Genomic DNA, 22,178 nt, shown 5'->3' on the forward strand with positions numbered 1-22,178 from the left:
TATTTTTTAATGAATCAGTTTTATAACTTACGTTGCACCTTATTGACGAAAGGTACTACTCTTAACTTTTTAATAATTGAAGCCAAGTGCGCTCTATTATCAACTTTTACTTCAAAGTTAAGGATATTAATATTACCATCCAGCTCATCAATTTTTACATTCACAATATTGATATCTTGATTTGAAATAATACTAGTAATTTGAGCCAATACTCCACGGCCATTAAATACTTCTATTTCCAATTCACAGGAAAACTCACCGGTTACTTCTGTTGACCATTCAACTGGAATATAACGATCATTTTGTTTATGGGCACGTTTAACATTGGGACAAGCTTGACGATGAATAGTGAATCCTTTACCCGCACTAATGTATGCAACGATTGGATCATAAGGAATAGGGCGACAACATTTTGCATAATTTACCACTAACCCCTCGGTACCCTTAATTGCTAATGGCTCAGCATTTTCTGGAATTTCTTTTTCGATTATGACTTCTTTACAATCACCCATCGATACTCGATGAGCCACCAGAACCGAAGCAATTCGGCCCAAACCAATAGAGGACAACAAATCTTCGAAGGTATCGTATTTCATTGCCTTAGCTGTGGCTTCTAAATGCTCAACCTCATAATTCTCTAACGACGACGAAAGTGATTGCTCTAACAATCTATAACCTAGATTGACCGCTTCGTCATGACGCATATTCTTAACGAAATTACGAATGTTCGCTCGCGCTTTGCCGCTTACCGTAAAGCTTAACCAGGCTGGATTAGGTTTTGAACCTGGCGCCGTTACAATTTCTACGGTCATGCCGTTAGTTAATTTAGTGCTTAATGAAGTAAATTGTTTATCTACTTTGCACGCAATACAAGAATTACCCACATCCGTATGTATCGCATAAGCAAAATCAACGGGTGTAGCCCCTTTTGGCAACTGGATAATTTTTCCTTTCGGGGTGAAGACATAAACCTCATCCGGGAATAAATCAATTTTTACGTTCTCAATAAACTCTAACGAATCATCCGCGCTTTTTTGCAGCTCAACCAAACTTTGCAACCATTCGTTAGCTCTATTTTCTGCTAAAGAGGCATCACCAGATTTGTATAACCAGTGAGCGGCAACGCCATGCTCAGCCATTTGATCCATCAATTCGGTACGGATTTGTACTTCGATACGAACTTGTTCTTTGGATTGTAAAATAGAGTGGAGTGATTGATACCCGTTCGCTTTCGGAATAGCAATATAGTCTTTGAAACGCCCAGGAATTGGTTTAAATAAATTATGCACCTGACCTAAAACACGATAACAAGAGTCTTCGCTATCGGTTATCACTCTAAAGGCATAAATATCCATAACTTCATTAAAGGTGCCGACTTTATCACGCATTTTTTTGTAAATGCTGTAAAGACTTTTTTCCCGACCTAAAACAGTGCCTTTAATATGTGAATCTTTTAGTCTTTGCCTTAATTGCTCAGAAATTCCTTCAATGATGGTTTTTCGTCGACCGCGAACTTTATCAACCGCTGACTTTAAAATCTGGTAGCGCCTTGGATGCATGTTAGCAAAACCCAACAGCTCCAATTGTTCCTTTAATTTATAAATACCTAAGCGGTTAGCAATTGGTGCATAAATTTCCAAGGTCTCTCGGGCTATCCTGCGTCGTTTATCGGGTCGCAAAGAGCCGAGCGTCTGCATATTGTGCATTCGATCAGCAAGCTTGATCAGAATCACACGAATATCCTGAACCATCGCCATCATCATCTTGCGAAAATTTTCTGCCTGGGCTTCTTCTTTAGAACGGAAATTTATTTGAGTTAGTTTACTCACGCCTTCGACTAGCTCAGCTACCGGCTCGCCAAACTGATCGGACAAATCTTTTTTGGTAACTTCGGTATCTTCAATCACATCATGCATTAACGCCGCCATGATGGTTTGATGATCCAGTCTTAACTCCGCCAGAATTAAAGCGGCAGCAACAGGATGGGTAATATATTCGTCACCACTTGAGCGCATTTGTCCTTGATGTGCGGATTTAGCAACATAATAAGCACGCTCAATATCAGCAACTTGCGCAGGTTCAAGATAAGTCTCAGCAACTTCCTTTAAACCTGCGAAATAGATCATAATAGTTCCTTATAAAACTCTAGTAACTGAGCTGTTAACTAGAATAAGACTGGACCATTTTCTTGTTCAGCTTTAGCCATTCTTTCATCAGCCGCCACTGTTAACTTATCCGTTAAACCTTCTTCGATTTCACGTAAAGCAACAACCGTTGGTTTATCATTATCCCAATCCACTTTAGGATCGTGACCGCCAGTTGCGATTTGACGAGCGCGTTTGGCTGCCAACATAATTAAATCGAAACGGTTACCTACTTGTTCAACTGCGTCTTGTACTGTTACACGTGCCATTTTTTTACCTCACTTATTGGAGTCTAGCTCCTAGTTAAATCTTAGCCTTGATCGCTTTAATCGATCAACTGCTTAATAAATCTTCTATTAATTCCTGATGTTTTACTTGCTGAACTTCTAGTCGTTGCGCTTGCGCCATAAATATAGATTTAAGCTCTTCTTTTGCAACTGCAAAATCATCATTAATAATCACATAATCGTATTCTGCATAGTGTTGAATTTCATTATTAGCTGCCTGCATTCGGCCCGCTATAACTTCTTCACTATCTTGACCACGATTGGTCAGACGCGAATACAATTCTTCTTTCGATGGTGGCAAAATAAAAATACTGCGACAATCCGGCATGATTTCTCGCACCTGTTGTGCACCTTGCCAATCAATTTCTAATACTACATCTTGGCCATCAGCCAATTGCTCTTCTAACCACCATTGGCTAGTACCGTAAAAATTACCGAACACTTCAGCATGCTCTAAAAAAGCGTCTTGCTTAAGCATACTTTTAAACTCTTCAACTGAGACAAAGTTATAATGGATACCATCTTCTTCGCCCGGTCTTTGCTGGCGAGTTGTAGTCGATACGGAGAGTTTTAATGTTGGCAGCTCATTCAAAACCGCTTTAAGTAAGCTGGTCTTGCCTGCACCTGAAGGCGCAGATACTACATATAAAATCCCAGTAACTTTGCTACCCATTATTGTCTATTCCATGTTTTGAACTTGTTCGCGCATCTGCTCAATCAATACCTTCATCTCTACCGCGCTAGCCGTAGTCTCTGAATTAATTGATTTAGAACCCAGAGTATTCGCTTCACGATTAAACTCTTGCATCAAGAAATCTAAACGACGACCCACGGCACCACCTTTAGCAATTAAACGGCGCGCTTCTTTAATATGAGTAGTCAATCGATCAAGCTCTTCGGCAACGTCCAGCTTTTGCGCCAGCATCACCATTTCCTGTTCAACTCGCTCTGAATCTAATTCAATCTTAGCTTCTTCAAAGCGTGTCTTAATTTTATCTTTTTGCCATTGGATAATCTGTGGCATTAACTGAGTTACGGTAGCAACTTGCTGCTCGATTCCGTCAAGGCGATCATTAATGTTTTGCGCTAAATCTTCACCTTCGCGCTGACGAACTTCAATCAATTGCTCTATCGCATTATGGAAAAGCGCTTTAACATCTTTTTCCATACTATCGGCATCCGCTTCTTCAGATTGCAAAATATTGGGCCAACGCATTAACTGCATTAAATTTGGTGACTGACTTTCTTGCGATAAGGTTTGAAGTTCTTGATGAATGGTCAAAAGCTCCGAAGCCAAGTCATGATCAAGTTTCAGTTTGCCGGCTTCCGCTTGGTTATACTCAATGCGCAAATTAGCTTCAATTTTACCGCGGCTTAGGCTTTTTCTAAGGCCGTTTCTAAGATCAAATTCCATATGACGGAAGCTCTCCGGCATACGAAAACTCGGCTCTAGAAACCTCTGATTAACCGATTTTAATTCCCAAGTCAGGGTGCCCCAATCCGCCGCTAACTGCTGACGGGCAAAAGCTGTCATGCTTCTAACCATGCGCGCTCTCAATAATTGTTTAAAATATTCAAATATTTCAATAAGTTAACGCCGAAAACTTTATGCTATCTTTTTTAAGCCATTTTTTTCGGCATGAACCTTGAATTATACCGATCTCAAAGGCTTATGGCGAGATCTAACTAATAGCGGTACCACAAAATCTCCTAGGTTACTTTGCAAATAACTTCTAGCTCTCAAATATCGATATTAAGTAATAAGTATGCGTTATTGCCCTTTTGAATGTCCAAAACACCGGAAATAGCCTCCATATACCAACTTCGCCGTCCGCTAGCCCCTGAAGCATCTATATAAAGTGATACTCGTATAATTTGTTGTTATAAATTAGGATGTTACAATCTAATTCATATAATAAAATGTTATGTGCTAAGAGCGTATTAGGAAAAGAGAAGTGAAGGAATTAAAACTAACAGAAGATGAACTAGAGGCGATAAAAATAGCACTGAGTGAACTTGTAGTTCAAGATCGTACAGGACAGCTTGGAATTATGCATGGTGCCAACCGCTTTGTTTCTTTGCATATTTGTTTAAAGAAGCAACACCGTACTATTTTTAACTCAGCATATCGAAAATTAGGAATAAGCAATGGAGTTAAAGTAGTTAATGTTTAACAAAGCACATAACAAGAAAAGGCAGAACGCCTTGTAGGCTTGGACGCGCTACGGCGCGCCCCTGCGTTAGGCGTCTAAAATGAACAAAAAGCAATTACCATCTGAAGAAGAATTAGGCCTTGCCGTAAATGGAGTCCTGTCTTTTTTAGCTACGCAAAACCAAGCAGAGCTTGGCTGGATCTACTCTGAAACTAGACATATTAAGGGTTATTCCGGGCAGGTAGAAGTCAATCAGAATATACAAAAACGGGTCGATCACGCGGTTGGCGGTCTAGCTGTTGTATATATATTTGCTATGTTGGAGGAATTCATACCAAGACCTCTTTGGAAGTACGCTGCCGAAGAACATCGTAAAAGAATGTATGCTTACCTCCATATTCGCAATACCGTAGCACACGGATTTGATGGATCGCGAGCTGATCGTTACAGAAAGCAATTTGATGACACTATGGAAACAAACCCCTTACAAGGGATTAAATACTATGATGAAGCATCGATTGAGCTAGATCCGTATGTTTGGACTGGGCTAAGTAAGGCTATTCAGAACTTCTTAACAAGTATACTTCAACAAGTGGTTAACTATGGATATGACGAAACAGACGCCTAACAAGATGCTGTTGGCGGACAAAATTTCAGCTTCGCTCCAATTTTGCCGCAAAGCTAGGCGTTATAAGTCATATTAGATGAATATCATATTCTCAAAAAATCACGGACTATTTCGAAGGGGAATGGGAAATAGAGTCAAAAGAAACTGCTAACCTAGAATGGTGGGCAGATGAAATTTGGAAACTATGATCTAACTGGTCTCCTCAAGGAATTACTGCGTATGTAACTTTCTTAGTAGATCCATTACATGATGGTAAAAAGGAAAAAGGTCAAAATGTATGGGGTTTAGGTTGCAGTAAAAATTATCCTCAAAGTAGAGCTGAGGCAGAAAGTGGTTCTATAATTAGCTTTGGGAAAAGTTTTAAAAACGAGTTTCTTGATTTTTCTCTAAAATTAGACGAATTACGAGAAATTAAATAACTACACTTATAACAAGCTACATCATCGGAAAAAAAAGACTCGCTCACGCTCGCATTTTTCCGCTATGTAAGGCGTTTCGTGAGTAATAACAATGGTTGCTAGTTCTAAATTATATTCAAAGCTTGATGCCTTAGAAATGGAGCTAACGGAACGGCTAGTCCCCCACTTAATAAAAGCTGCGGAGGGTAAGAATGATCTAGTGTTTTGTGTAAAAGGCTACCATTCATTTGCACAACTCAAACATAAGACAGATCCGGTTACTGCTGAATTGGTTGAGATAGGTGCTGAAATATTATCGCTGAAGAAAAAGCTAGGGGTGCCATCTGATGGTTCGATAGCCGAACGTATCTGCTGGTATTGTCGAGAATGGGGCAACGCAAAAAATCATCATCGCGCTGGCGAGCAAGGGCTGGCAAAGCAGTTCTTAAATGAAATTAAAAACACACAGTAATACAATCAATGTCCGCCTACAGCTTGGCTTTGATTTTAGCTTAGTTTAGTCACATCTAGACCACTTCCTAAGAGCTTCTACTGAATAATATTTTTTATCTTCTAATCTTAAAGCGGTTAACTTATTCCCCCAGACACAACCAGTATCGAGTGCGTATAGGTTTTTCTTGGTTACTTTTCCATTCAGCGCTGCCCAATGACCAAAGATTAAACTTGTTTCTTTTAAAAGTTTTTTTTGAAACTTATACCAAGGCTTAAAGTGTTTATATCTTTTGCTAGGCGCTCCTTTTCTGACTAGGTCTAAATTACCCTCTAAATCACAAAAACGCATTCGGGTTAAGGCGTTAGTAGTAAACCTTAAGCGATCGTGTTTTTTTAATTGCTCGTTCCATGCAATGGGTTCATTGCCGTACATTTTTTTAAAATATTTTTTCCTTTTTTCTGGTTTCCTTAATACTGCTTCAAGCTCATAAGCGCTGGCTAAAGTTTGATCTAGATTCCAGCCTGGCGGCACCCCGGCATGGGTCATTAGGAATTTAAGATCCTTATCGTAATAGGCCATTGGTTGTGTGCCTAGCCAACTCAAGAGTTGATGGCACTCTGCTGATTTAAGTAACTTTTTCAGTTTATCTTTTGGGTTTGTTTTCTTACCTAAGTGATAACAAGCCAGTAAATGTAGATCATGGTTGCCTAACACGGCGGTACAAACATCTTGATGATCATAAAGAAACTGTAAAACTTCTAGCGAGTTTGGGCCGCGACTCACCAAGTCGCCGGCTAACCATAGCTGATCAGAGTTTGGATTAAATTGAATTTTATTTAAGAGTAAACGTAATTCATGGTAACAACCTTGAATATCGCCTATTGCATAGGTGGCCATTTATTTAAATTTTTTATTAGTGTAATACGCCAGGAATACTCAAACTAAACACTGGGATAGGCGCATCAAACTGATCGCCATTTTCACCTTCCATTTTATAGGTACCGTGCATACAACCGATTGGAGTAGTTAAGACAGCACCGCTAGAATACTCATAACTTTTTCCTGGCTCAATATAAGGCTGCTCACCAACGACACCTTGCCCTTTAACTTCGGTGACCTCTCCATTGGCGTCGGTAATTTTCCAATGACGTGCATTTAAGCGAGCGCCATTATCGCCAGAATTGGTAATTCTTATGGTATAAGCGAAGGCATAGCGCTCATTATCAGGCTCGGATTGATCTTCTAGGTATTGTGTCGCCACTTTGATTTGGAAATGGTATTCACTCATGCTCTGGCTCCGTTTGTTATATGGTTCAACGTTTAAGAACTGAACAGTTCATCAATGCACCAGCTCAGTATCTAATGGAACTGGCTTTGGCGCAAGCCTGTGCTATCATTTAGCTAATTTTAATTGCTTGTTTCGTCATGACTTCAACTAATATTATAAAAACTATTTTTATTACTGGCGCCAGCTCTGGTTTTGGCTTAGCCACGGCAAAAGCCTTTGCTGCAAAAGGGCATAAAGTTATCGCCGCAGCACGTCGTCAACAAAGGCTCGAAGCTCTCCAGCAAGAGTTTGTCACTAATATCTATGTCATGCCTTTAGACGTTACCTCTGAAGCTAAAATAGATGCCGCACTGGATTCGTTACCCCAAGAGTTTTCATCTATAGATCTGCTAGTCAATAATGCGGGCTTAGCCTTAGGACTTTCTCCTGCCCATCAAGCAGATATAAGCGACTGGGATAAAATGGTGGATACTAATATCAAGGGCTTATATTTAATGACCCGTAAGCTATTACCCAATATGGTTAAAAACCAATCGGGGCATATTATTAATATCGGATCTATTGCCGGCAACTATGCTTATCCAGGTGGCAATGCTTACGGGGCAACTAAAGCCTTTGTTAAGCAGTTCAGTCGCAATTTGCGTGCAGACTTACTAGGCACACATGTACGGGTAACTAACATCGAGCCTGGTTTAGCTGAAACTGAGTTTTCACTTGTCCGGTTTCATGGCGATCAAGATAAAGCCGATAAAGTCTATGAAGATACCCAAGCTTTGACTGCCGATGATATCGCTAATGCTGTCGTATGGGCATTTGAGCAACCAGCACATGTTAATATCAACTCTATTGAGCTAATGCCTACCAGCCAAGCCTGGTCAGCATTAGCCATCGATAAAGTTCAAGGTTAGTTACTTCACCAGTTTCTTAAAGGAGCCATTATGGATTCACTGTCAATTTTATACCCTGTAATAGGGATGGTGTTTTTAACCATGTTTGTAGCCACTCGAATGTACACCCATCGAGTAAGCTTTATGAAAAAGAACCGCATCCATCCACAAAAAGTTCAAACTCGCTCTCAAGCTTTAGATCAGCTCACCGATACTCGCGCTTCAGATAACTTTCTCAATTTATTTGAAATGCCGGTCTTGTTTTACGTGGCTTGTATCACCCTATACGTTACTAATAATGTTAGCTTATTCTTAGTTGTTTTAGCCTGGGCATATGTAGCACTTCGAATAGTTCACTCTGTTATTCATTGCAGTTATAATACAGTCATGCACCGATTTATGGCTTTCATTTCCAGCACCATAGTGCTTTTTTCTATTTGGATATTGATAGCTTTGCAACTGGTTTTTGGAATACATATCTAATGAAAATAGAAAAAGACTGTGTCGTTGAACTCGACTACAAATTAATGGATCTTGAAGAACAAACTTGGGAATCTTCTGATGAAGGTGGCCCTTGGGTTTATTTACACGGTCATGGCGAATTAATGCCAGCCTTAGAAAAAGTGCTGATCGGAAAGGGCATTGGTCAAAAGTTAAAGCTAGAACTACAACCTGAAGAAGCCTATGGTCAATATGAAGATGATCTTTGTACTCAGGTTCCTAGAGAAGCATTCGCAGAAGTTAAGAACCTTACCGAAGGTATGCGCTTAGCGGCTGAAGGGCAAGATGGCGTACATGCAGTTACCGTTAAAAGCATTACTGATGAATCAGTAACTATTGATGCCAATCATCCGCTTGCTGGCCAAGCAGTTAAAGTCGAAGTCAAAGTGCTTTCTGTACGCGAAGCTTCAGAAGAAGAAATTTCACATGGCCATGTACATCAGCATGGTTCTTGTAGTCATAATCACTAGTAATGGCATACTATGGGGGCAAAATACCTGGAGGATCTAATTCAGGATTTGAATTTCCTCTACTAAGAGCTTGGACTCTGTTAGTCGGACTAGCATATTATATTACTGTTTTTAATTACGGATACCCTTATCTTGCTATCTTTTATGTTATACAAGTTTTCTTGTCTTGGTTAGCAACTGACTGGGGTTATGCTCGAGTACTTTTAACAAAGGGTATTATATATTTAGGCATAGTTTTAACATTTCATTGGTTACTATTAATGCCTTTCGATCTAGAGCAGTACTTACTATATTTACTCGCTATAATTTTTAGTACCTTATTTTTTATTATTTCATATTTAATTGCTGAAATGTCTTTTGATGAAGGACCTGAAGCTACAGTGGACTAAATTTTCTTATGAAGCCATCAATTTTATTTTTATGTACGGGAAACTCTTGCCGCAGCCAAATGGCGGAAGGCTGGGGCAGAGCCTTACAAGCCGAAAATTTCAATTTTTATTCTGCTGGTATTGAAAAGCATGGTAAGAATCCAAGCGCAATAAAGGTCATGTCTGAAGCAGGAGTTGATATCTCTTCACAAGAATCGCAAACCGTTGATGAGCTACCGGTCGATAGTTTCGATTATGTGATTACTGTTTGTGGGCATGCCGATGATAACTGTCCTTACTTTCCGGCAAAAACTAAAATCATACATCATGGTTTTGAAGATCCGCCTAAACTAGCTTTAGCCTTCACCAATAAAGAAAAGCAACTTGATTGTTACCGCAAGGTTAGAGATCAAATTAAATCGTTCATCGAGAAAATTACAGACTACTTATAAAGTTTACTTTATATAATACTTAGTGTTTTTTATATAAGGCATTATAACTATCCGGCTGGATTTTATAGCGTCGATATGACCATTGATATTGCTCTGGAAACCTTCGGATCATCGATTCCAATTCTAAGTTCAGCTTTGTTGCATAAGCTACTTCAGATAATTCGCAATCAATATTAATAGGCTCCAAATAGATATCGTACTTTCCCTTGCGACTTTTTATCGCGGCAATTTGATAAACTTTAGAATTGGTTTTACTTTCAATTTTTTGGATCAGATCCATAGTTTTAGCAGGGTGTCCAAAAAAAGGCGCAAAGATCCCGGCGTGCTTACCTGGCTCTTGATCAGATAGTAATGCCGCTACTTTGCATTTTTTCAGTGCCGTTAGAAACTCTTTAAAACCTTTCGAGTCACCTGGGACCATTACCGTTGTATTTTTACAGCGCCCTTTGCAAATAATATCATCCATTTCTTGATATCTTGGCTTACGATACATGCAAGTAAAATCGAAAGTCTTGCCTAAATAAAATAACGCCACTTCCCAGTTACCAATATGACTGCCGGTAATTAAAATCCCTTTTCCATTAGCTAAATCTTTTTTTATCGCTTCTTCACCATGCACCTCACCTAACCAATCAGCAATACAGGGCTTGAGCCACGCTTTTGCAATTTCAGGTGCAATTCGGAAGGTATGAATTAAACTTTGCTTGACTAGTTGTTTCTTATCTTTGGGCGTTTTTTTTGGAAAACAAATATCAATATTAATGACACTGAATCGATACGAACGACTTTTAGTCAATATTGCCACTCTTGCCAATAACGACATTATAGGTTGCGATACAAATAAAGGTATTCTGGCTATTAACCATAACAACCCATAAATGAGTCGAACCTTAATAGGGCGTGATTCAGTTTTTTTACTCATAAACTTCTTCTAGAAACGAAAAATGCCAGCATTGCTGGCATTTTGAAATGGAAATGCTAATTACTTAGCTTTCTCTAATGGCAACTCTGTTAATAATTTATCAAGTTGTTGATAGTTTTTCACTTGGTATTTTTGGTTTACCACTAATTTAGGGAAGCTAGTAACTTTAAATTCACGTACCATTTTCTTAGCATTCTGAACTTTGCTTGCAACTGCAAATGAGTTATAAGCTTTTTCAAATGCTTCGGCAGTGATGCCTGCTTTTTCAAAAATTGGTAATAAATCTTTTTTCGTACGTACTATTTTTTTATCACGGTGCCATTGGTGGAAAATTTCCATATGCACGGGATCTAAAACACCTAATACTTCTGCAGTGTAATACCCTTGAGTCAAATGCGGAACTTGGGGCAAAAATACTGGCACCCTAACAAATTCAATACTTTCAGGTTTTTTTGGTTCCCACTTATGTAAAAACCCTTCCATATTGTAACAATGCGGGCAGGTATAAGAGAAAAACTCTATTACTTGTGGCTTATCGATGCCTTTGGTGCCTTCGATAACGGTGTAATCCGCACCTTCTTTATACTTGTTTGGTGCTCCTGGGGTTGCACTTTCTGCGCAGGCAACTTGTACCAACGCCAACAATGAAAAAGCTGCAACAAATAAAGATTTAATTTTCATTTAGACCTCTTAACTCTTGTATAACCACATTTAAACTATTCAACTGTTACTGATTTAGCCAAATTTCTTGGCTGATCAACATCAGTTCCTTTGATAACTGCCACATAATAAGACAACAATTGTAATGGAATTGTATAGACTATTGGAGCAGTAATCTCATATTTACTTTTTACTGACAATACCGTTATACCATCAGTTTCCTGAATTTTAGCTGACTCATCAGCGAAAACGAATAACTGCCCTCCACGAGAGCGCACTTCTTCTATATTTGATTTTAATTTCTCTAACAAACTATCATTCGGAGCCACCACTACAATTGGCATTTCCTTATCAATGAGCGCTAACGGGCCATGTTTAAGCTCCCCAGCAGCATAAGCCTCCGCATGAATATAAGAAATTTCTTTAAGTTTTAAAGCACCTTCCATTGCAATAGGATATTGCTGACCACGGCCTAAAAACAGGGTGTGATGTTTTTCTGAAAACTTTTTCGATAATTCATCAATTGCTTTAGCTTGATCTAAAGCCGCTTGAATTTCATGCGGTAAATGCTCTAATGCTATCGCAATTTCCTGCTCTTTTTCTTCAGACAGGCCTTTAGCTTTGGCGACAGAAACCATGAGCAACAACAAGGAGACTAGTTGAGCCGTGAAAGCTTTGGTAGACGCAACTCCAATCTCAGTACCGGCTCTAGTTATTAAAGTAAAGTCGGATTCACGCACCATCGAAGACGCAGGAGAATTACAAACCGTTAAGCTACCTAAATAACCTTCTGTTTTTGCTTTTTTCAAGGCAGCTAACGTATCAGCCGTTTCACCCGATTGAGAAATAGTAATAAACAAGCTATTAGGTAATACTGCAGTTTTGCGATAACGATACTCACTAGCAATTTCCACCAAGCAGGGGATACCAATAACATCTTCCACCCAATATTTTGCAACCATGGCTGCGTGATAAGAGGTTCCGCATGCAATTATTTGTAACGCCTCTGTCTGTCCAAAAATCTTATTTGCATTCTCGCCTAATGTTTCTACAAAAATTTTGTGATTAACCAAACGGCCTTCTAAAGAGTCGGCTACTACTTGCGGCTGCTCGTAGATTTCTTTCAACATAAAATGCCGATATTGCCCTTTATCTACAGCATCATGTTTCACATCTGAAACTTCAAAGTCACGTGATAACTCTTGGCCCGCTCTATCCAAAATTGTTACCGTTTCGCGAGTAACCTCCGCCACTTCGCCTTCTTCCAAGTATATAAACTCACGTGTCACAGGCAATAAAGCCAATTGATCAGAAGCAATGAAATTTTCGCCAATCCCTTTGCCTATCACTAATGGCGATCCCGAACGGGCAACTACCATTTTATCGGGCTGATTAGAATCGATGGCAACCGTTCCATAGGCACCTTCTAATTTTTTGGTGGCTGAAAGTAAGGCTTGTAGTAGCGAGTCATGACTTTTCATTTCATGATGTAACAAATGAGCCATGACCTCCGTGTCGGTTTCTGATTCAAAGCGGTACCCTAGCACTTTTAATTCATCGCGCAATTCATCATGATTCTCGATAATACCGTTATGTACTAAAGCAATGTTGTTTTCTGACATATGCGGATGAGCATTACGCTCGCTAGGCTCACCATGAGTGGCCCAACGAGTATGTGCAATTCCTAAACCACCTGCAATGGGGTTATTCTTTAGCGCTGAATCGAGTTCAGAAACTTTTCCCAAACGTCTAAGACGCTGAATGCCTTTATTTTCTGAGTCATAAAGTGCTACACCAGCGGAGTCATAACCGCGATACTCTAACCTTTTTAAACCTTCAACTAATATTTGGCTCACATCTCTTTGTGCTATAGCGCCAACAATCCCACACATTATTTTTTATCCTCGTTCTTATCTTGCTTCACTGGTCTTTGCCAGTCTTCTAAATGTTTTTGTTTGACCCTGCTGATGACTAAAGATTCCGCTGGTACATCTTTAGTGACAGTGGTACCCGCTCCAACCGTAGCCATCTGGCCAATGGTAACAGGAGCAACCAGTTGGCTATCTGAGCCAATGAAAGCGCCATCTTCAATAATAGTTTGAAATTTGTTAATGCCATCATAATTACAGGTAATAACTCCTGCACCAATATTTACTTTTTCGCCTACTTGCGCATCGCCAATATAAGCAAGGTGACTAGCTTTACTGCCTGCGCCAAGCTTGGTTTTTTTGGTTTCTACAAAGTTTCCAATAAAGGCTTCATCTGCTAACTCTGTTCCGGGCCTAACTCTAGCAAAAGGGCCTAGCTGACAGTTATTGCCTATTTTGGCACCCTCGATCATCGTATTCGCTTTAATATGACTACCAGTCCCAATAACGCAATCTTTTAAAATAACATTTGCATCAATTTGCGCGCCTGTTTCTATAATTACATCACCTTCAACAATCACGTTAATATCTATAAGAACATCTTGCGCACACTGTAAATTCCCGCGAATATCCAATCGACTTGGGTCAATTAATGTCACGCCTTTATCCATTAATCGCATTGCCTTTTCTTGTTGGTAGGCTCTTTCTAAAGCCGCCAATTGAACTCGGCTATTAACACCTTCAACCTCAATTTCTGAACTAGGATGACATGCATTAACCCCACCTTTAGCTGCCGCCATGGCTATCGTGTCAGTTAAGTAATATTCACCTTGAGCGTTATTATTATCAACCTCATTTAACCAAGCTGTTAAATCAGAAGCACTACCAGCCAAAATACCGGTATTTACCTCATTAATTAACAACTGGTCTTGCGATGCATCTTTTTGTTCGATAATGGCAACCACGCTATTTTGATTATCTCTTACAATACGACCATAACCCGTTGGATTAGATAACTTCACTGTCAATAAGCTAATCCCATTGTTTGGAATTTGATCGCACAAGGCGGTTAACGTTTCTTGTTTGATTAAAGGAACATCACCATACAAAACTAGAACTTGGTTTTCTTTATTAACTAAAGGCATTGCTTGATCTACAGCATGGCCTGTTCCTAATTGCTGGGCTTGTTCTGCAATTTGCACCTTTTGATCTTTTAGCAGTTCTCTAACTTGATCAATGCCATGACCTGCAACTACTATGATCTGCTCTGCATTTAATTTATTCGCGGCATCGATAACATGTTGCAGCATTGGCTTGCTTGCAATTGGATGCAAGACTTTTGGCATACTCGACTTCATTCGAGTGCCTTTTCCAGCTGCTAAAATAACAACGCTTAAAGCCATATGATTTGGTGTTCCTTTATTTTTTTCTTAACCATAATCAAAAAGGGCGGCCAGAGCCACCCTTTAAAACAACGATTTACAAATTTTAACTCAAAATCAATTACTTACCAGATTTTTTCTTAATAGAACGAAGCGTTCTAAGCTGGGCTACTGCTGCAGCCAATTCTGCAGCCGCTTTAGAGTATTCAATTTCTGAATTTTGATCTGCTAATGCTTCACGAGCTTGTTTTTCAGCTTCAATTGCTTTTGCTTCATCAACGTCTTCTGCTCGTGCCGCTGTATCTGCTAGTACCGTTACTTGGTGAGGCTGAATTTCCAACATACCGCCTGATACGTAGAAGAACTCTTCTTCGCCGCCCGCCATAGTCACCTTAATAGGACCCGGGTTTAGCGAAGTTAGTAACGGAGCATGACCAGGCTCAACACCTAATTCACCCAACTCACCGGTAGCAATCAAACGCTCAACGCGACCTGAGAAAATTTCATTCTCTGCACTAACAATGTCTAAATGTACTGTCATAGCCATAATTTCTTAACCCACTCTGTATAAACTAAAGGGGGTCAATCTAAGCAAATGCTTAGATTGACTTAGCTTTCTCAACAGCTTCTTCGATAGAGCCAACCATGTAGAAAGCTTGCTCTGGAAGGTGATCATATTCACCGTTCAAGATACCTTTAAAGCCAGAAATGGTGTCTTTCAAAGAAACATACTTACCAGGCGCGCCTGTGAAAACTTCTGCTACGAAGAAAGGCTGTGATAAGAAACGTTGAATTTTACGAGCACGTGATACAGTTTGCTTATCTTCTTCAGAAAGCTCATCCATACCAAGAATCGCAATAATATCTTTTAACTCTTTATAACGTTGCAATACGCCTTGAACGCCACGAGCTACTTCATAATGCTCATTACCAATCACTAAAGGATCTAGCTGACGAGAAGATGAGTCAAGTGGGTCAATCGCAGGGTAAATACCTAGCTCAGCGATTTGACGAGATAATACAACGGTAGCATCCAAGTGAGCGAAAGTTGTCGCTGGCGATGGATCCGTTAAATCATCCGCGGGTACATATACCGCTTGGATCGAAGTAATCGAACCAGTTTTTGTAGAAGTAATACGCTCCTGAAGTACACCCATCTCTTCAGCAAGAGTAGGCTGATAACCTACCGCAGAAGGCATACGGCCTAGAAGTGCTGATACCTCAGTACCTGCTAGCGTATAACGATAGATGTTATCGATGAATAATAATACGTCACGACCTTCATCACGGAATTTTTCCGCCATAGTCAAACCCGTCAAAGCAACACGTAAACGGTTACCAGGTGGTTCATTCATCTGACCGTATACTAGCGATACTTTATCGATTACGTTTGAGTCGGTCATTTCGTGATAGAAATCGTTACCTTCACGAGTACGCTCACCAACACCTGCGAATACTGAGAAACCAGAGTGCTCGATCGCGATGTTACGAATCAATTCCATCATGTTTACGGTTTTACCAACACCAGCACCACCGAATAGACCAACTTTACCACCCTTAGCGAATGGGCAAACCAAGTCGATTACTTTAATACCTGTTTCTAACAATTCGTTAGCAGGTGCCAATTCTTCTAAAGCAGGTGCTTTACGGTGAATAGCCATACGCTCTTGCTCACCGATAGGGCCTTTCATATCGATTGGGTTACCAAGCACGTCCATGATACGACCTAGGGTTTCTTGACCCACTGGTACTTGGATTGGTGCGCCAGTATTCTTAGCTTCCAAACCACGACGTAAACCTTCTGATGAACCCATCGCAATACAACGAACAACACCGTCACCTAACTGCTGTTGAACTTCTAGCGTTAGTTCTTTGCCATCAATTGTTAATGCGTCATATACCTTAGGTACACTATCACGCGGGAATTCTACATCGATAACCGCGCCGATAATTTCTACAATGTTACCTGTGCTCATATTGATTTCCTCAATCTTAAGCTTATAAAAACTTTTCTTTAAACCTGTGTTAACAAATTCGGCTAGATGAACGACTAGACAGCCGCTGCACCAGCACTAATTTCTGCTAACTCTTGAGTAATTGCTGCTTGACGAGCTTTGTTATAAACCAACTCTAGATCATCAATTAAATCGCCAGCGTTATCAGAAGCGGCTTTCATCGCTACCATACGCGCGGCTTGTTCACATGCAATATTCTCAACCACTGCTTGATACACCTGTGACTCGATAAAACGAACCATCAACTTGTCCAAAAGCGGCTTCGCTTCTGGCTCGTAGATGTAATCCCAATGATGCTTTAATTCTTCCTCTTCGCCCACCGGTAATGGCAAGATTTGCTCTACCGTTGGATCTTGAGTCATAGAATTAACAAACTCATTTGATACTACGAACAAACGATCAATTCGACCTTCGTCATAAGCATCAAGCATTACTTTTACTGAACCGATTAAATCTTCTACTTCAGGTGTATCACCCAAATTAGAAGTTTTAGCCACCACTGTTCCACCAAATTTACGGAAGAAAGAAGTCGCTTTACTGCCGATTAAGCACAAGTCAATTTCGATGTCTTGCTCAGACCAGGTTTGCATATCTACTAATGCTCGTTTGAACAAATTAATGTTCAAACCGCCACACAAACCACGATCTGTTGAAACAACGATGTAACCAACGCGCTTAATGTCTCTTTCAGAGATATAAGCGTGACGGTATTCTGGAGTGCCTTGTGCAATGTGCTTGATCACATTTCTAATTTTCTCAGCGTAAGGGCGAGAAGAAGTCATGCGATCTTGCGCTTTACGCATTTTACTAGCTGCAACCATTTCCATTGCAGAAGTAATTTTTTGCGTATTTTTAATCGACCCAATTTTGGTACGAATTTCTTTAGCGCCTGACATACTCTTTTCCAGTTAGTCTTGTTAATTTCAACATCTCGGTATTCTTTTTTTAAACACCAAGAGCGCTTTTATTAAACGCTCTTGATCTTAAAAGAATTACCAAGTTTGTGTTGCCTTAAATTTAGAGACCGCATCTTCAAGCTTAGCCGCAACCTCATCGTTTAAGTTACACTCGTCGTTAATCTCTTTAATCAAATCACCGTGTTGGTTACGGAAATAATCCAACAATGCAGATTCGAAATCACCAACTTTTGAGATTTCAACATCTTGCAAGTGTCCTTTTTCAGCAGCAAACAATGAAACCGCCATCTCTGCAACTGATAATGGAGCATATTGATTTTGCTTCATTAACTCAGTAACTCGTTGACCGTGTTCCAATTGCGCACGAGTTGCATCATCTAAGTCAGAAGCGAACTGTGCGAAAGCCGCTAATTCACGATACTGAGCCAATGCCAAACGTACACCACCACCAAGTTTCTTAACAATCTTAGTTTGCGCAGCACCACCAACACGAGATACGGAAAGACCAGCGTTTACCGCAGGGCGGATACCAGCGTTGAATAAGTCAGTTTCTAAGAAAATCTGACCATCAGTAATCGAGATTACGTTGGTTGGTACGAATGCAGATACGTCACCTGCTTGAGTTTCAATGATAGGCAATGCCGTCAATGAACCTGTTTTACCTTTAACTTCACCGTTAGTGAAAGCTTCTACGTAGTCAGCGTTTACACGAGCAGCGCGCTCAAGTAGACGAGAGTGTAAGTAGAATACGTCACCAGGGTATGCTTCACGACCAGGAGGGCGACGAAGCAATAGTGAGATTTGACGGTAAGCCCAAGCTTGTTTCGTTAAATCATCATAAACGATTAAGCTGTCTTCGCCGCGATCACGGAAGTATTCACCCATCGTACAACCTGAGAAAGGTGCGATGAATTGTAATGCCGCCGCGTCAGAAGCCGATGCTGCAACCACGATTGTGTGGTCCATAGCGCCGTGCTCTTCTAATTTACGAACGATGCCAGCAATCGTTGAAGCTTTTTGACCAACCGCTACATAAACACAAGTTACGCCTGTGCCTTTTTGGTTGATGATAGCGTCAACAGCAATAGCTGTTTTACCAGTTTGACGGTCACCAATAATCAACTCACGTTGACCACGACCTACTGGAATCATTGCATCAATTGATTTGATACCGGTTTGAACTGGTTGATCAACCGATTGACGCTCAATTACACCTGGAGCAATCTTTTCGATTGCTGAAGTGCCGTCACTTTCGATTGGACCTTTGCCGTCGATTGGATTACCCAATGCGTCAACAACACGACCTAATAAACCACGACCTACTGGTACTTCCAAGATACGACCAGTACATTTTGCTGTCATACCTTCTACGATATCGGTGTAATCACCTAATACTACCGCACCAACAGAGTCACGCTCTAGGTTCAATGCCATACCGTACTTGCCGCCTGGTAATTCAATCATCTCACCAGCCATTACGTCGGCTAAACCGTGAATACGTAAAATACCGTCAGAAACACTAACGATAGTACCTTCGTTGCGAGCTTCAGAAATCACTTCGAACGAATCGATGCGATCTTTGATTAACTCACTAATTTCAGATGGATTCAGTTGCACACTCATGCCTGTTCCTCTAATTAAGCTCTTAAACTTTCGGAAAGCTTGTCGAGCTTACCGCGTACCGATCCGTCAATAACCATATCGTCAGCTCGGATAACCAAACCGCCAATTAATGACTCATCGATTCTAGTTTCAATATTTACTTTACGACCAAGTTTAGTCGTCAACTTTTCATTTAGACGTGCTAATTGCTCATCACTTAAAGGATTCGCTGAGATAACTTCAACTTCTGCTGCTTTCTCATACTCCGCCTTTAACACTTCGAAGCGCTGCTTAATTGCTGGCAATGCTTCAAGACGGTGATTGCGAGCCAGTAACTTGATAAAGTTTTCCACTTTATCCGATACTTTACCTTCACCGATTTTTAATAACACATTGCCTTTTTCTTCTGAAGAAAGGGCAGGGTTACTAATAATAGCTGCAACGTCTTTATTGCTGGCGACTTGCGAGGCAAAATCCAATGCATTAGCCCAATCAGTAACATTGCTGTTAGCTAATGCATATTCAAATGCTGCTTTTGCGTATGGTCGTGCGATTGTCGTCAACTCAGCCATAATAATTCCTTATAGCTCTTTAACTAACTTGTCGAACAAGTCGTTATTTGCTGATTCGTCAATGTTACGCTCGATAACTTTCTCTGCACCGGCAACCGCCAAGGTAGCCACTTTAGAGCGAAGTTGTTCGCGTGCACGATTAACTTCTTGGTCGATTTCAGCCATAGCGCCATTTTTAATCTTGTCTGCTTCAGAACGAGCATCGTCCTTAGCAGAGTCAACGATTTCAGTGTGACGTTTTTTCGCTGAATCAACGATTTCCGCTGATTGGCTTTTCGCATCACGCAACATATCTGCTGCTTTTGCTTGTGCCAATTCTAAGTCTTTAGCACTTCTTTCAGAAGCAGCTAAACCTTCAGCGATTTTATCTTGACGTTCTTTAATGGTCGCCATGATTGGTGGCCATACAAACTTCATGCAGAACCACACAAAGCCGATAAAGAAAATCATTGTAAACAATAGGGTTAAGTCAATACTCACTTTACGCCCCTCCCAATAAGTTAGTTGATAAGCTTACGGATTAGCCAGCTAATGCTGATTGTAAAGCTGCAACATATGGGCTTGCGAACGTGAACCACATGCCGATACCGATACCGATCATGGTTACCGCGTCTAATAGACCTGCTACTAGGAACATTTTAGTTTGTAACATAGGCGCTAATTCTGGTTGACGAGCTGAAGCTTCTAGGAATTTACCACCTAAAAGACCGAAGCCAATCGCAGTACCTAAAGCACCAAGACCTAAAACTAACAACACACCTAATGCAGTGAACGCGAATAAAGTTTCCATTGTTTTCCTCCAATCGAGAAATTAATAGTTAAATGTAAAAAACAAAAAAGTAAAACTAAACCAAGTACTAATTACTTAAAAAAACCGTAATTAGTGATCTTCATGCGCCATGCTTAAATAAACAATGGTTAGCATCATGAAGATAAATGCTTGTAATGGAATTACCAGCAAGTGGAAAATTGCCCAAATCATATAAGCGATACCACCACCAATAAAGCCACCTATTCCTGCTGACGTTAATACAGCAATCAAGATGAATAACAACTCACCCGCATAAAGGTTACCGAATAAACGAAGACCTAACGAGATGGGTTTTGCTAATAGACCAACTAGCTCCATTAACAAGTTCACAGGAATTAAGATAATTTGCACAAGCTTGTTGCTGCTTGAGAAAGGGTGAAGCGTAAGTTCACCAACAAAACCGCCAACACCTTTTACTTTGACGCTGTAGAACAGCAGCAAGAAGAAGACGCCTAAAGATAAACCAAAGGTCACATTAACATCCGTGGTTGGTACAACTTTCAGGTAGGTATGACCCGGCTCTGCACCAAAGGCTAAGACATTAATCTTGTCCGCCGCCCATGGTAATAAATCGACTGGTATTAAATCCATAAAGTTCATCAGCACAATCCACACGAAGATGGTTAATGCTAATGGTGCTATAAGAGGGTTTTTGCCATGGAAGGTGTCTTTAACTGACTTATCGACAAACTCGAAAGTCATTTCTACAAAAGACTGCCAACGGCCTGGGTTTTCTACTTTTGCACTTTTAGCAACACGCCAGAAAGCAAAACAAAATAGAGCGCCCAAAAGGAAAGAGAAAATTACACTATCAACGTTAATCGACCAAAAACCAGCGTCTTGACACTGGTTCCATACCCAGCCCTCATCCGTCTTACAAACTTTCCAGTTTTGTAAATGGTGCTTGATATATTCAACACTGGTTGGATTTTCTGATGCCATTACTTCTTTAACCTGTTAATCAATTGCTCATCTTTAATTAAAGATCGAGCTTAACCACCCAAGGCGCAAACCATTGCGAAAGCACTATTAGGACATAGCCTATTAATAATGCTGCCGGCTGCACCGGTAATAATGTAAATACTGCTATCAAAAGCGCAATTGTTAAGAGCAGTTTAAGGCTTTCACCCATTGCAAAATATTTTTTTACTTCGCTCGCTGCCTGAGCCCCTGATTTTCGAAAAACCATACTGGTAAAAACAAAATTGGCCACTACTACAATGAGGGCGCCAACTAATAAAGAAAGGGCTATCGTTTTGGAAATTAGCAAACCAATCAATCCTAAAATAATGCTAATGGCCAATTGAACCACTATCATCTTGTAGGCTGCTTGACGCTGTTTCTTAGCTATGGATTCACTCATAGCGAGCCTTTTCTTAATGCTCTAGTTTTAGTAATC

27 protein-coding genes are annotated in these 22,178 nt (G+C 40.3%); 8 read left to right on the plus strand and 19 right to left on the minus strand.

Going from position 1 to position 22,178, the window contains the following annotated elements; all coding sequences use genetic code 11:
- Positions 1-20: 20 nt before the first annotated feature.
- From spoT to GJS41_RS07160, 4 genes are all read right to left on the minus strand, one after another.
- Positions 21-2,126, minus strand: a complete 2,106-nt coding sequence (spoT, locus tag GJS41_RS07145; RefSeq protein WP_154246595.1) for a bifunctional GTP diphosphokinase/guanosine-3',5'-bis pyrophosphate 3'-pyrophosphohydrolase — start codon at positions 2,124-2,126, stop codon at positions 21-23.
- Positions 2,127-2,164: 38 nt separating this feature from the next.
- Positions 2,165-2,413 (minus strand): DNA-directed RNA polymerase subunit omega, encoded by a 249-nt coding sequence (rpoZ, locus tag GJS41_RS07150; protein ID WP_154246596.1) that lies wholly within the window; start codon positions 2,411-2,413, stop codon positions 2,165-2,167.
- Positions 2,414-2,477: 64 nt separating this feature from the next.
- The gene (gene gmk, locus GJS41_RS07155; protein WP_154246597.1) at positions 2,478-3,104 is read right to left on the minus strand and encodes a guanylate kinase; all 627 of its coding nucleotides are present in this window, start codon (positions 3,102-3,104) and stop codon (positions 2,478-2,480) included.
- Between the two features lie 6 nt (positions 3,105-3,110).
- Positions 3,111-3,977 (minus strand): YicC/YloC family endoribonuclease, encoded by an 867-nt coding sequence (locus GJS41_RS07160; RefSeq protein ID WP_154246598.1) that lies wholly within the window; start codon positions 3,975-3,977, stop codon positions 3,111-3,113.
- A 409-nt stretch (positions 3,978-4,386) separates the two neighbouring features.
- Between GJS41_RS07160 and GJS41_RS07165 the strand changes: the two genes are divergently transcribed.
- The 3 genes from GJS41_RS07165 (at position 4,387) to GJS41_RS07175 (ending at position 6,082) form a co-directional block, all read left to right on the plus strand.
- Positions 4,387-4,605, plus strand: coding sequence for a hypothetical protein (locus GJS41_RS07165; protein ID WP_154246599.1), 219 nt, complete (start codon positions 4,387-4,389; stop codon positions 4,603-4,605).
- A gap of 79 nt (positions 4,606-4,684) precedes the next feature.
- Positions 4,685-5,212 carry a hypothetical protein gene (locus GJS41_RS07170; protein ID WP_154246600.1) on the plus strand — a complete coding sequence of 176 codons (528 nt, stop codon included), beginning with the start codon at positions 4,685-4,687 and terminating at the stop codon, positions 5,210-5,212.
- Positions 5,213-5,722: 510 nt separating this feature from the next.
- Complete coding sequence (locus GJS41_RS07175; protein ID WP_154246601.1) at positions 5,723-6,082, plus strand: hypothetical protein; 360 nt, start codon at positions 5,723-5,725, stop codon at positions 6,080-6,082.
- 45 nt (positions 6,083-6,127) lie between these two features.
- Here GJS41_RS07175 and GJS41_RS07180 read toward each other — a convergent pair whose 3' ends face one another.
- The gene (locus GJS41_RS07180; RefSeq protein WP_154246602.1) at positions 6,128-6,961 is read right to left on the minus strand and encodes a symmetrical bis(5'-nucleosyl)-tetraphosphatase; all 834 of its coding nucleotides are present in this window, start codon (positions 6,959-6,961) and stop codon (positions 6,128-6,130) included.
- A gap of 16 nt (positions 6,962-6,977) precedes the next feature.
- The gene (gene apaG, locus GJS41_RS07185) at positions 6,978-7,352 is read right to left on the minus strand and encodes a Co2+/Mg2+ efflux protein ApaG (protein WP_154246603.1); all 375 of its coding nucleotides are present in this window, start codon (positions 7,350-7,352) and stop codon (positions 6,978-6,980) included.
- 137 nt (positions 7,353-7,489) lie between these two features.
- Here apaG and GJS41_RS07190 point away from each other — a divergent pair, with 137 nt between their 5' ends.
- From GJS41_RS07190 to GJS41_RS07210, 5 genes are read left to right on the plus strand one after another with little or no spacing between them, the layout of a single operon-like run.
- On the plus strand, positions 7,490-8,260 hold the full coding sequence (locus GJS41_RS07190) for an SDR family oxidoreductase (RefSeq protein ID WP_154246604.1): 771 nt from the start codon (positions 7,490-7,492) through the stop codon (positions 8,258-8,260).
- 30 nt (positions 8,261-8,290) lie between these two features.
- Positions 8,291-8,722: an MAPEG family protein gene (locus tag GJS41_RS07195; protein ID WP_154246605.1), complete on the plus strand. Its 432-nt coding sequence runs from the start codon at positions 8,291-8,293 to the stop codon at positions 8,720-8,722.
- A complete protein-coding gene (locus GJS41_RS07200; protein ID WP_154246606.1) occupies positions 8,722-9,210 on the plus strand; it encodes a peptidylprolyl isomerase in 489 nt (162 codons plus the stop codon). The genes GJS41_RS07195 and GJS41_RS07200 overlap by 1 nt, the downstream gene beginning before the upstream one ends.
- Positions 9,211-9,212: 2 nt before the next feature.
- Entirely contained in the window at positions 9,213-9,599 is a 387-nt protein-coding gene (locus GJS41_RS07205; protein WP_154246607.1) for a hypothetical protein, read from the plus strand.
- Positions 9,600-9,607: 8 nt separating this feature from the next.
- Entirely contained in the window at positions 9,608-10,030 is a 423-nt protein-coding gene (locus tag GJS41_RS07210) for an arsenate reductase ArsC (protein WP_154246608.1), read from the plus strand.
- 19 nt (positions 10,031-10,049) lie between these two features.
- On the opposite strand, the gene GJS41_RS07215 is transcribed toward GJS41_RS07210, so the two are convergent.
- From GJS41_RS07215 to GJS41_RS07275, 13 genes are all read right to left on the minus strand, one after another.
- Positions 10,050-10,952, minus strand: a complete 903-nt coding sequence (locus tag GJS41_RS07215; RefSeq protein WP_154246609.1) for a lysophospholipid acyltransferase family protein — start codon at positions 10,950-10,952, stop codon at positions 10,050-10,052.
- Between the two features lie 60 nt (positions 10,953-11,012).
- A complete protein-coding gene (locus GJS41_RS07220) occupies positions 11,013-11,633 on the minus strand; it encodes a thiol:disulfide interchange protein DsbA/DsbL (protein WP_154246610.1) in 621 nt (206 codons plus the stop codon).
- A 35-nt stretch (positions 11,634-11,668) separates the two neighbouring features.
- Positions 11,669-13,504 (minus strand): glutamine--fructose-6-phosphate transaminase (isomerizing), encoded by a 1,836-nt coding sequence (gene glmS, locus GJS41_RS07225; RefSeq protein ID WP_154246611.1) that lies wholly within the window; start codon positions 13,502-13,504, stop codon positions 11,669-11,671.
- Complete coding sequence (glmU, locus tag GJS41_RS07230) at positions 13,504-14,883, minus strand: bifunctional UDP-N-acetylglucosamine diphosphorylase/glucosamine-1-phosphate N-acetyltransferase GlmU (protein ID WP_154246612.1); 1,380 nt, start codon at positions 14,881-14,883, stop codon at positions 13,504-13,506. Before glmU ends, glmS begins: the two co-directional genes overlap by 1 nt.
- Before the next feature lie 100 nt (positions 14,884-14,983).
- Positions 14,984-15,409 carry a F0F1 ATP synthase subunit epsilon gene (locus tag GJS41_RS07235; RefSeq protein WP_154246613.1) on the minus strand — a complete coding sequence of 142 codons (426 nt, stop codon included), beginning with the start codon at positions 15,407-15,409 and terminating at the stop codon, positions 14,984-14,986.
- 52 nt (positions 15,410-15,461) lie between these two features.
- Positions 15,462-16,838, minus strand: coding sequence for a F0F1 ATP synthase subunit beta (gene atpD, locus GJS41_RS07240; protein ID WP_154246614.1), 1,377 nt, complete (start codon positions 16,836-16,838; stop codon positions 15,462-15,464).
- Between the two features lie 74 nt (positions 16,839-16,912).
- Positions 16,913-17,773, minus strand: a complete 861-nt coding sequence (gene atpG / locus GJS41_RS07245; RefSeq protein WP_154246615.1) for a F0F1 ATP synthase subunit gamma — start codon at positions 17,771-17,773, stop codon at positions 16,913-16,915.
- 96 nt (positions 17,774-17,869) lie between these two features.
- Positions 17,870-19,417 (minus strand): F0F1 ATP synthase subunit alpha, encoded by a 1,548-nt coding sequence (gene atpA, locus GJS41_RS07250; protein WP_154246616.1) that lies wholly within the window; start codon positions 19,415-19,417, stop codon positions 17,870-17,872.
- 14 nt (positions 19,418-19,431) lie between these two features.
- Positions 19,432-19,968, minus strand: a complete 537-nt coding sequence (locus GJS41_RS07255; protein ID WP_154246617.1) for a F0F1 ATP synthase subunit delta — start codon at positions 19,966-19,968, stop codon at positions 19,432-19,434.
- Positions 19,969-19,977: 9 nt separating this feature from the next.
- Complete coding sequence (locus tag GJS41_RS07260) at positions 19,978-20,448, minus strand: F0F1 ATP synthase subunit B (protein WP_370515650.1); 471 nt, start codon at positions 20,446-20,448, stop codon at positions 19,978-19,980.
- 40 nt (positions 20,449-20,488) lie between these two features.
- Positions 20,489-20,758 carry a F0F1 ATP synthase subunit C gene (gene atpE, locus GJS41_RS07265; protein WP_154246618.1) on the minus strand — a complete coding sequence of 90 codons (270 nt, stop codon included), beginning with the start codon at positions 20,756-20,758 and terminating at the stop codon, positions 20,489-20,491.
- A 90-nt stretch (positions 20,759-20,848) separates the two neighbouring features.
- Positions 20,849-21,721: a F0F1 ATP synthase subunit A gene (gene atpB, locus GJS41_RS07270; RefSeq protein WP_154246619.1), complete on the minus strand. Its 873-nt coding sequence runs from the start codon at positions 21,719-21,721 to the stop codon at positions 20,849-20,851.
- 37 nt (positions 21,722-21,758) lie between these two features.
- Positions 21,759-22,142 (minus strand): ATP synthase subunit I, encoded by a 384-nt coding sequence (locus GJS41_RS07275; RefSeq protein ID WP_154246620.1) that lies wholly within the window; start codon positions 22,140-22,142, stop codon positions 21,759-21,761.
- Positions 22,143-22,178: the final 36 nt, after the last annotated feature.

Origin of the sequence: Kangiella sp. HZ709 (genome assembly GCF_009674675.1) — a bacterium.
In the GTDB taxonomy this organism is placed as follows: domain Bacteria; phylum Pseudomonadota; class Gammaproteobacteria; order Enterobacterales; family Kangiellaceae; genus Kangiella.

Coding starts and splice junctions, on each gene's coding strand:
- glmU (WP_154246612.1), bottom strand. CDS start 14,883: ATGGCTTTAAGCGTTGTTATTTTAGCAGCTGGAAAAGGCACTCGAATG.
- GJS41_RS07175 (WP_154246601.1), top strand. CDS start 5,723: ATGGTTGCTAGTTCTAAATTATATTCAAAGCTTGATGCCTTAGAAATG.
- atpE (WP_154246618.1), bottom strand. CDS start 20,758: ATGGAAACTTTATTCGCGTTCACTGCATTAGGTGTGTTGTTAGTTTTA.
- GJS41_RS07195 (WP_154246605.1), top strand. CDS start 8,291: ATGGATTCACTGTCAATTTTATACCCTGTAATAGGGATGGTGTTTTTA.
- apaG (WP_154246603.1), bottom strand. CDS start 7,352: ATGAGTGAATACCATTTCCAAATCAAAGTGGCGACACAATACCTAGAA.
- GJS41_RS07220 (WP_154246610.1), bottom strand. CDS start 11,633: ATGAAAATTAAATCTTTATTTGTTGCAGCTTTTTCATTGTTGGCGTTG.
- gmk (WP_154246597.1), bottom strand. CDS start 3,104: ATGGGTAGCAAAGTTACTGGGATTTTATATGTAGTATCTGCGCCTTCA.
- glmS (WP_154246611.1), bottom strand. CDS start 13,504: ATGTGTGGGATTGTTGGCGCTATAGCACAAAGAGATGTGAGCCAAATA.
- GJS41_RS07170 (WP_154246600.1), top strand. CDS start 4,685: ATGAACAAAAAGCAATTACCATCTGAAGAAGAATTAGGCCTTGCCGTA.
- atpA (WP_154246616.1), bottom strand. CDS start 19,417: ATGAGTGTGCAACTGAATCCATCTGAAATTAGTGAGTTAATCAAAGAT.
- GJS41_RS07255 (WP_154246617.1), bottom strand. CDS start 19,968: ATGGCTGAGTTGACGACAATCGCACGACCATACGCAAAAGCAGCATTT.
- atpG (WP_154246615.1), bottom strand. CDS start 17,773: ATGTCAGGCGCTAAAGAAATTCGTACCAAAATTGGGTCGATTAAAAAT.
- GJS41_RS07275 (WP_154246620.1), bottom strand. CDS start 22,142: ATGAGTGAATCCATAGCTAAGAAACAGCGTCAAGCAGCCTACAAGATG.
- GJS41_RS07200 (WP_154246606.1), top strand. CDS start 8,722: ATGAAAATAGAAAAAGACTGTGTCGTTGAACTCGACTACAAATTAATG.
- GJS41_RS07160 (WP_154246598.1), bottom strand. CDS start 3,977: ATGGTTAGAAGCATGACAGCTTTTGCCCGTCAGCAGTTAGCGGCGGAT.
- GJS41_RS07180 (WP_154246602.1), bottom strand. CDS start 6,961: ATGGCCACCTATGCAATAGGCGATATTCAAGGTTGTTACCATGAATTA.
- GJS41_RS07235 (WP_154246613.1), bottom strand. CDS start 15,409: ATGGCTATGACAGTACATTTAGACATTGTTAGTGCAGAGAATGAAATT.
- atpD (WP_154246614.1), bottom strand. CDS start 16,838: ATGAGCACAGGTAACATTGTAGAAATTATCGGCGCGGTTATCGATGTA.
- rpoZ (WP_154246596.1), bottom strand. CDS start 2,413: ATGGCACGTGTAACAGTACAAGACGCAGTTGAACAAGTAGGTAACCGT.
- spoT (WP_154246595.1), bottom strand. CDS start 2,126: ATGATCTATTTCGCAGGTTTAAAGGAAGTTGCTGAGACTTATCTTGAA.
- GJS41_RS07215 (WP_154246609.1), bottom strand. CDS start 10,952: ATGAGTAAAAAAACTGAATCACGCCCTATTAAGGTTCGACTCATTTAT.
- GJS41_RS07205 (WP_154246607.1), top strand. CDS start 9,213: ATGGCATACTATGGGGGCAAAATACCTGGAGGATCTAATTCAGGATTT.
- GJS41_RS07190 (WP_154246604.1), top strand. CDS start 7,490: ATGACTTCAACTAATATTATAAAAACTATTTTTATTACTGGCGCCAGC.
- GJS41_RS07210 (WP_154246608.1), top strand. CDS start 9,608: ATGAAGCCATCAATTTTATTTTTATGTACGGGAAACTCTTGCCGCAGC.
- atpB (WP_154246619.1), bottom strand. CDS start 21,721: ATGGCATCAGAAAATCCAACCAGTGTTGAATATATCAAGCACCATTTA.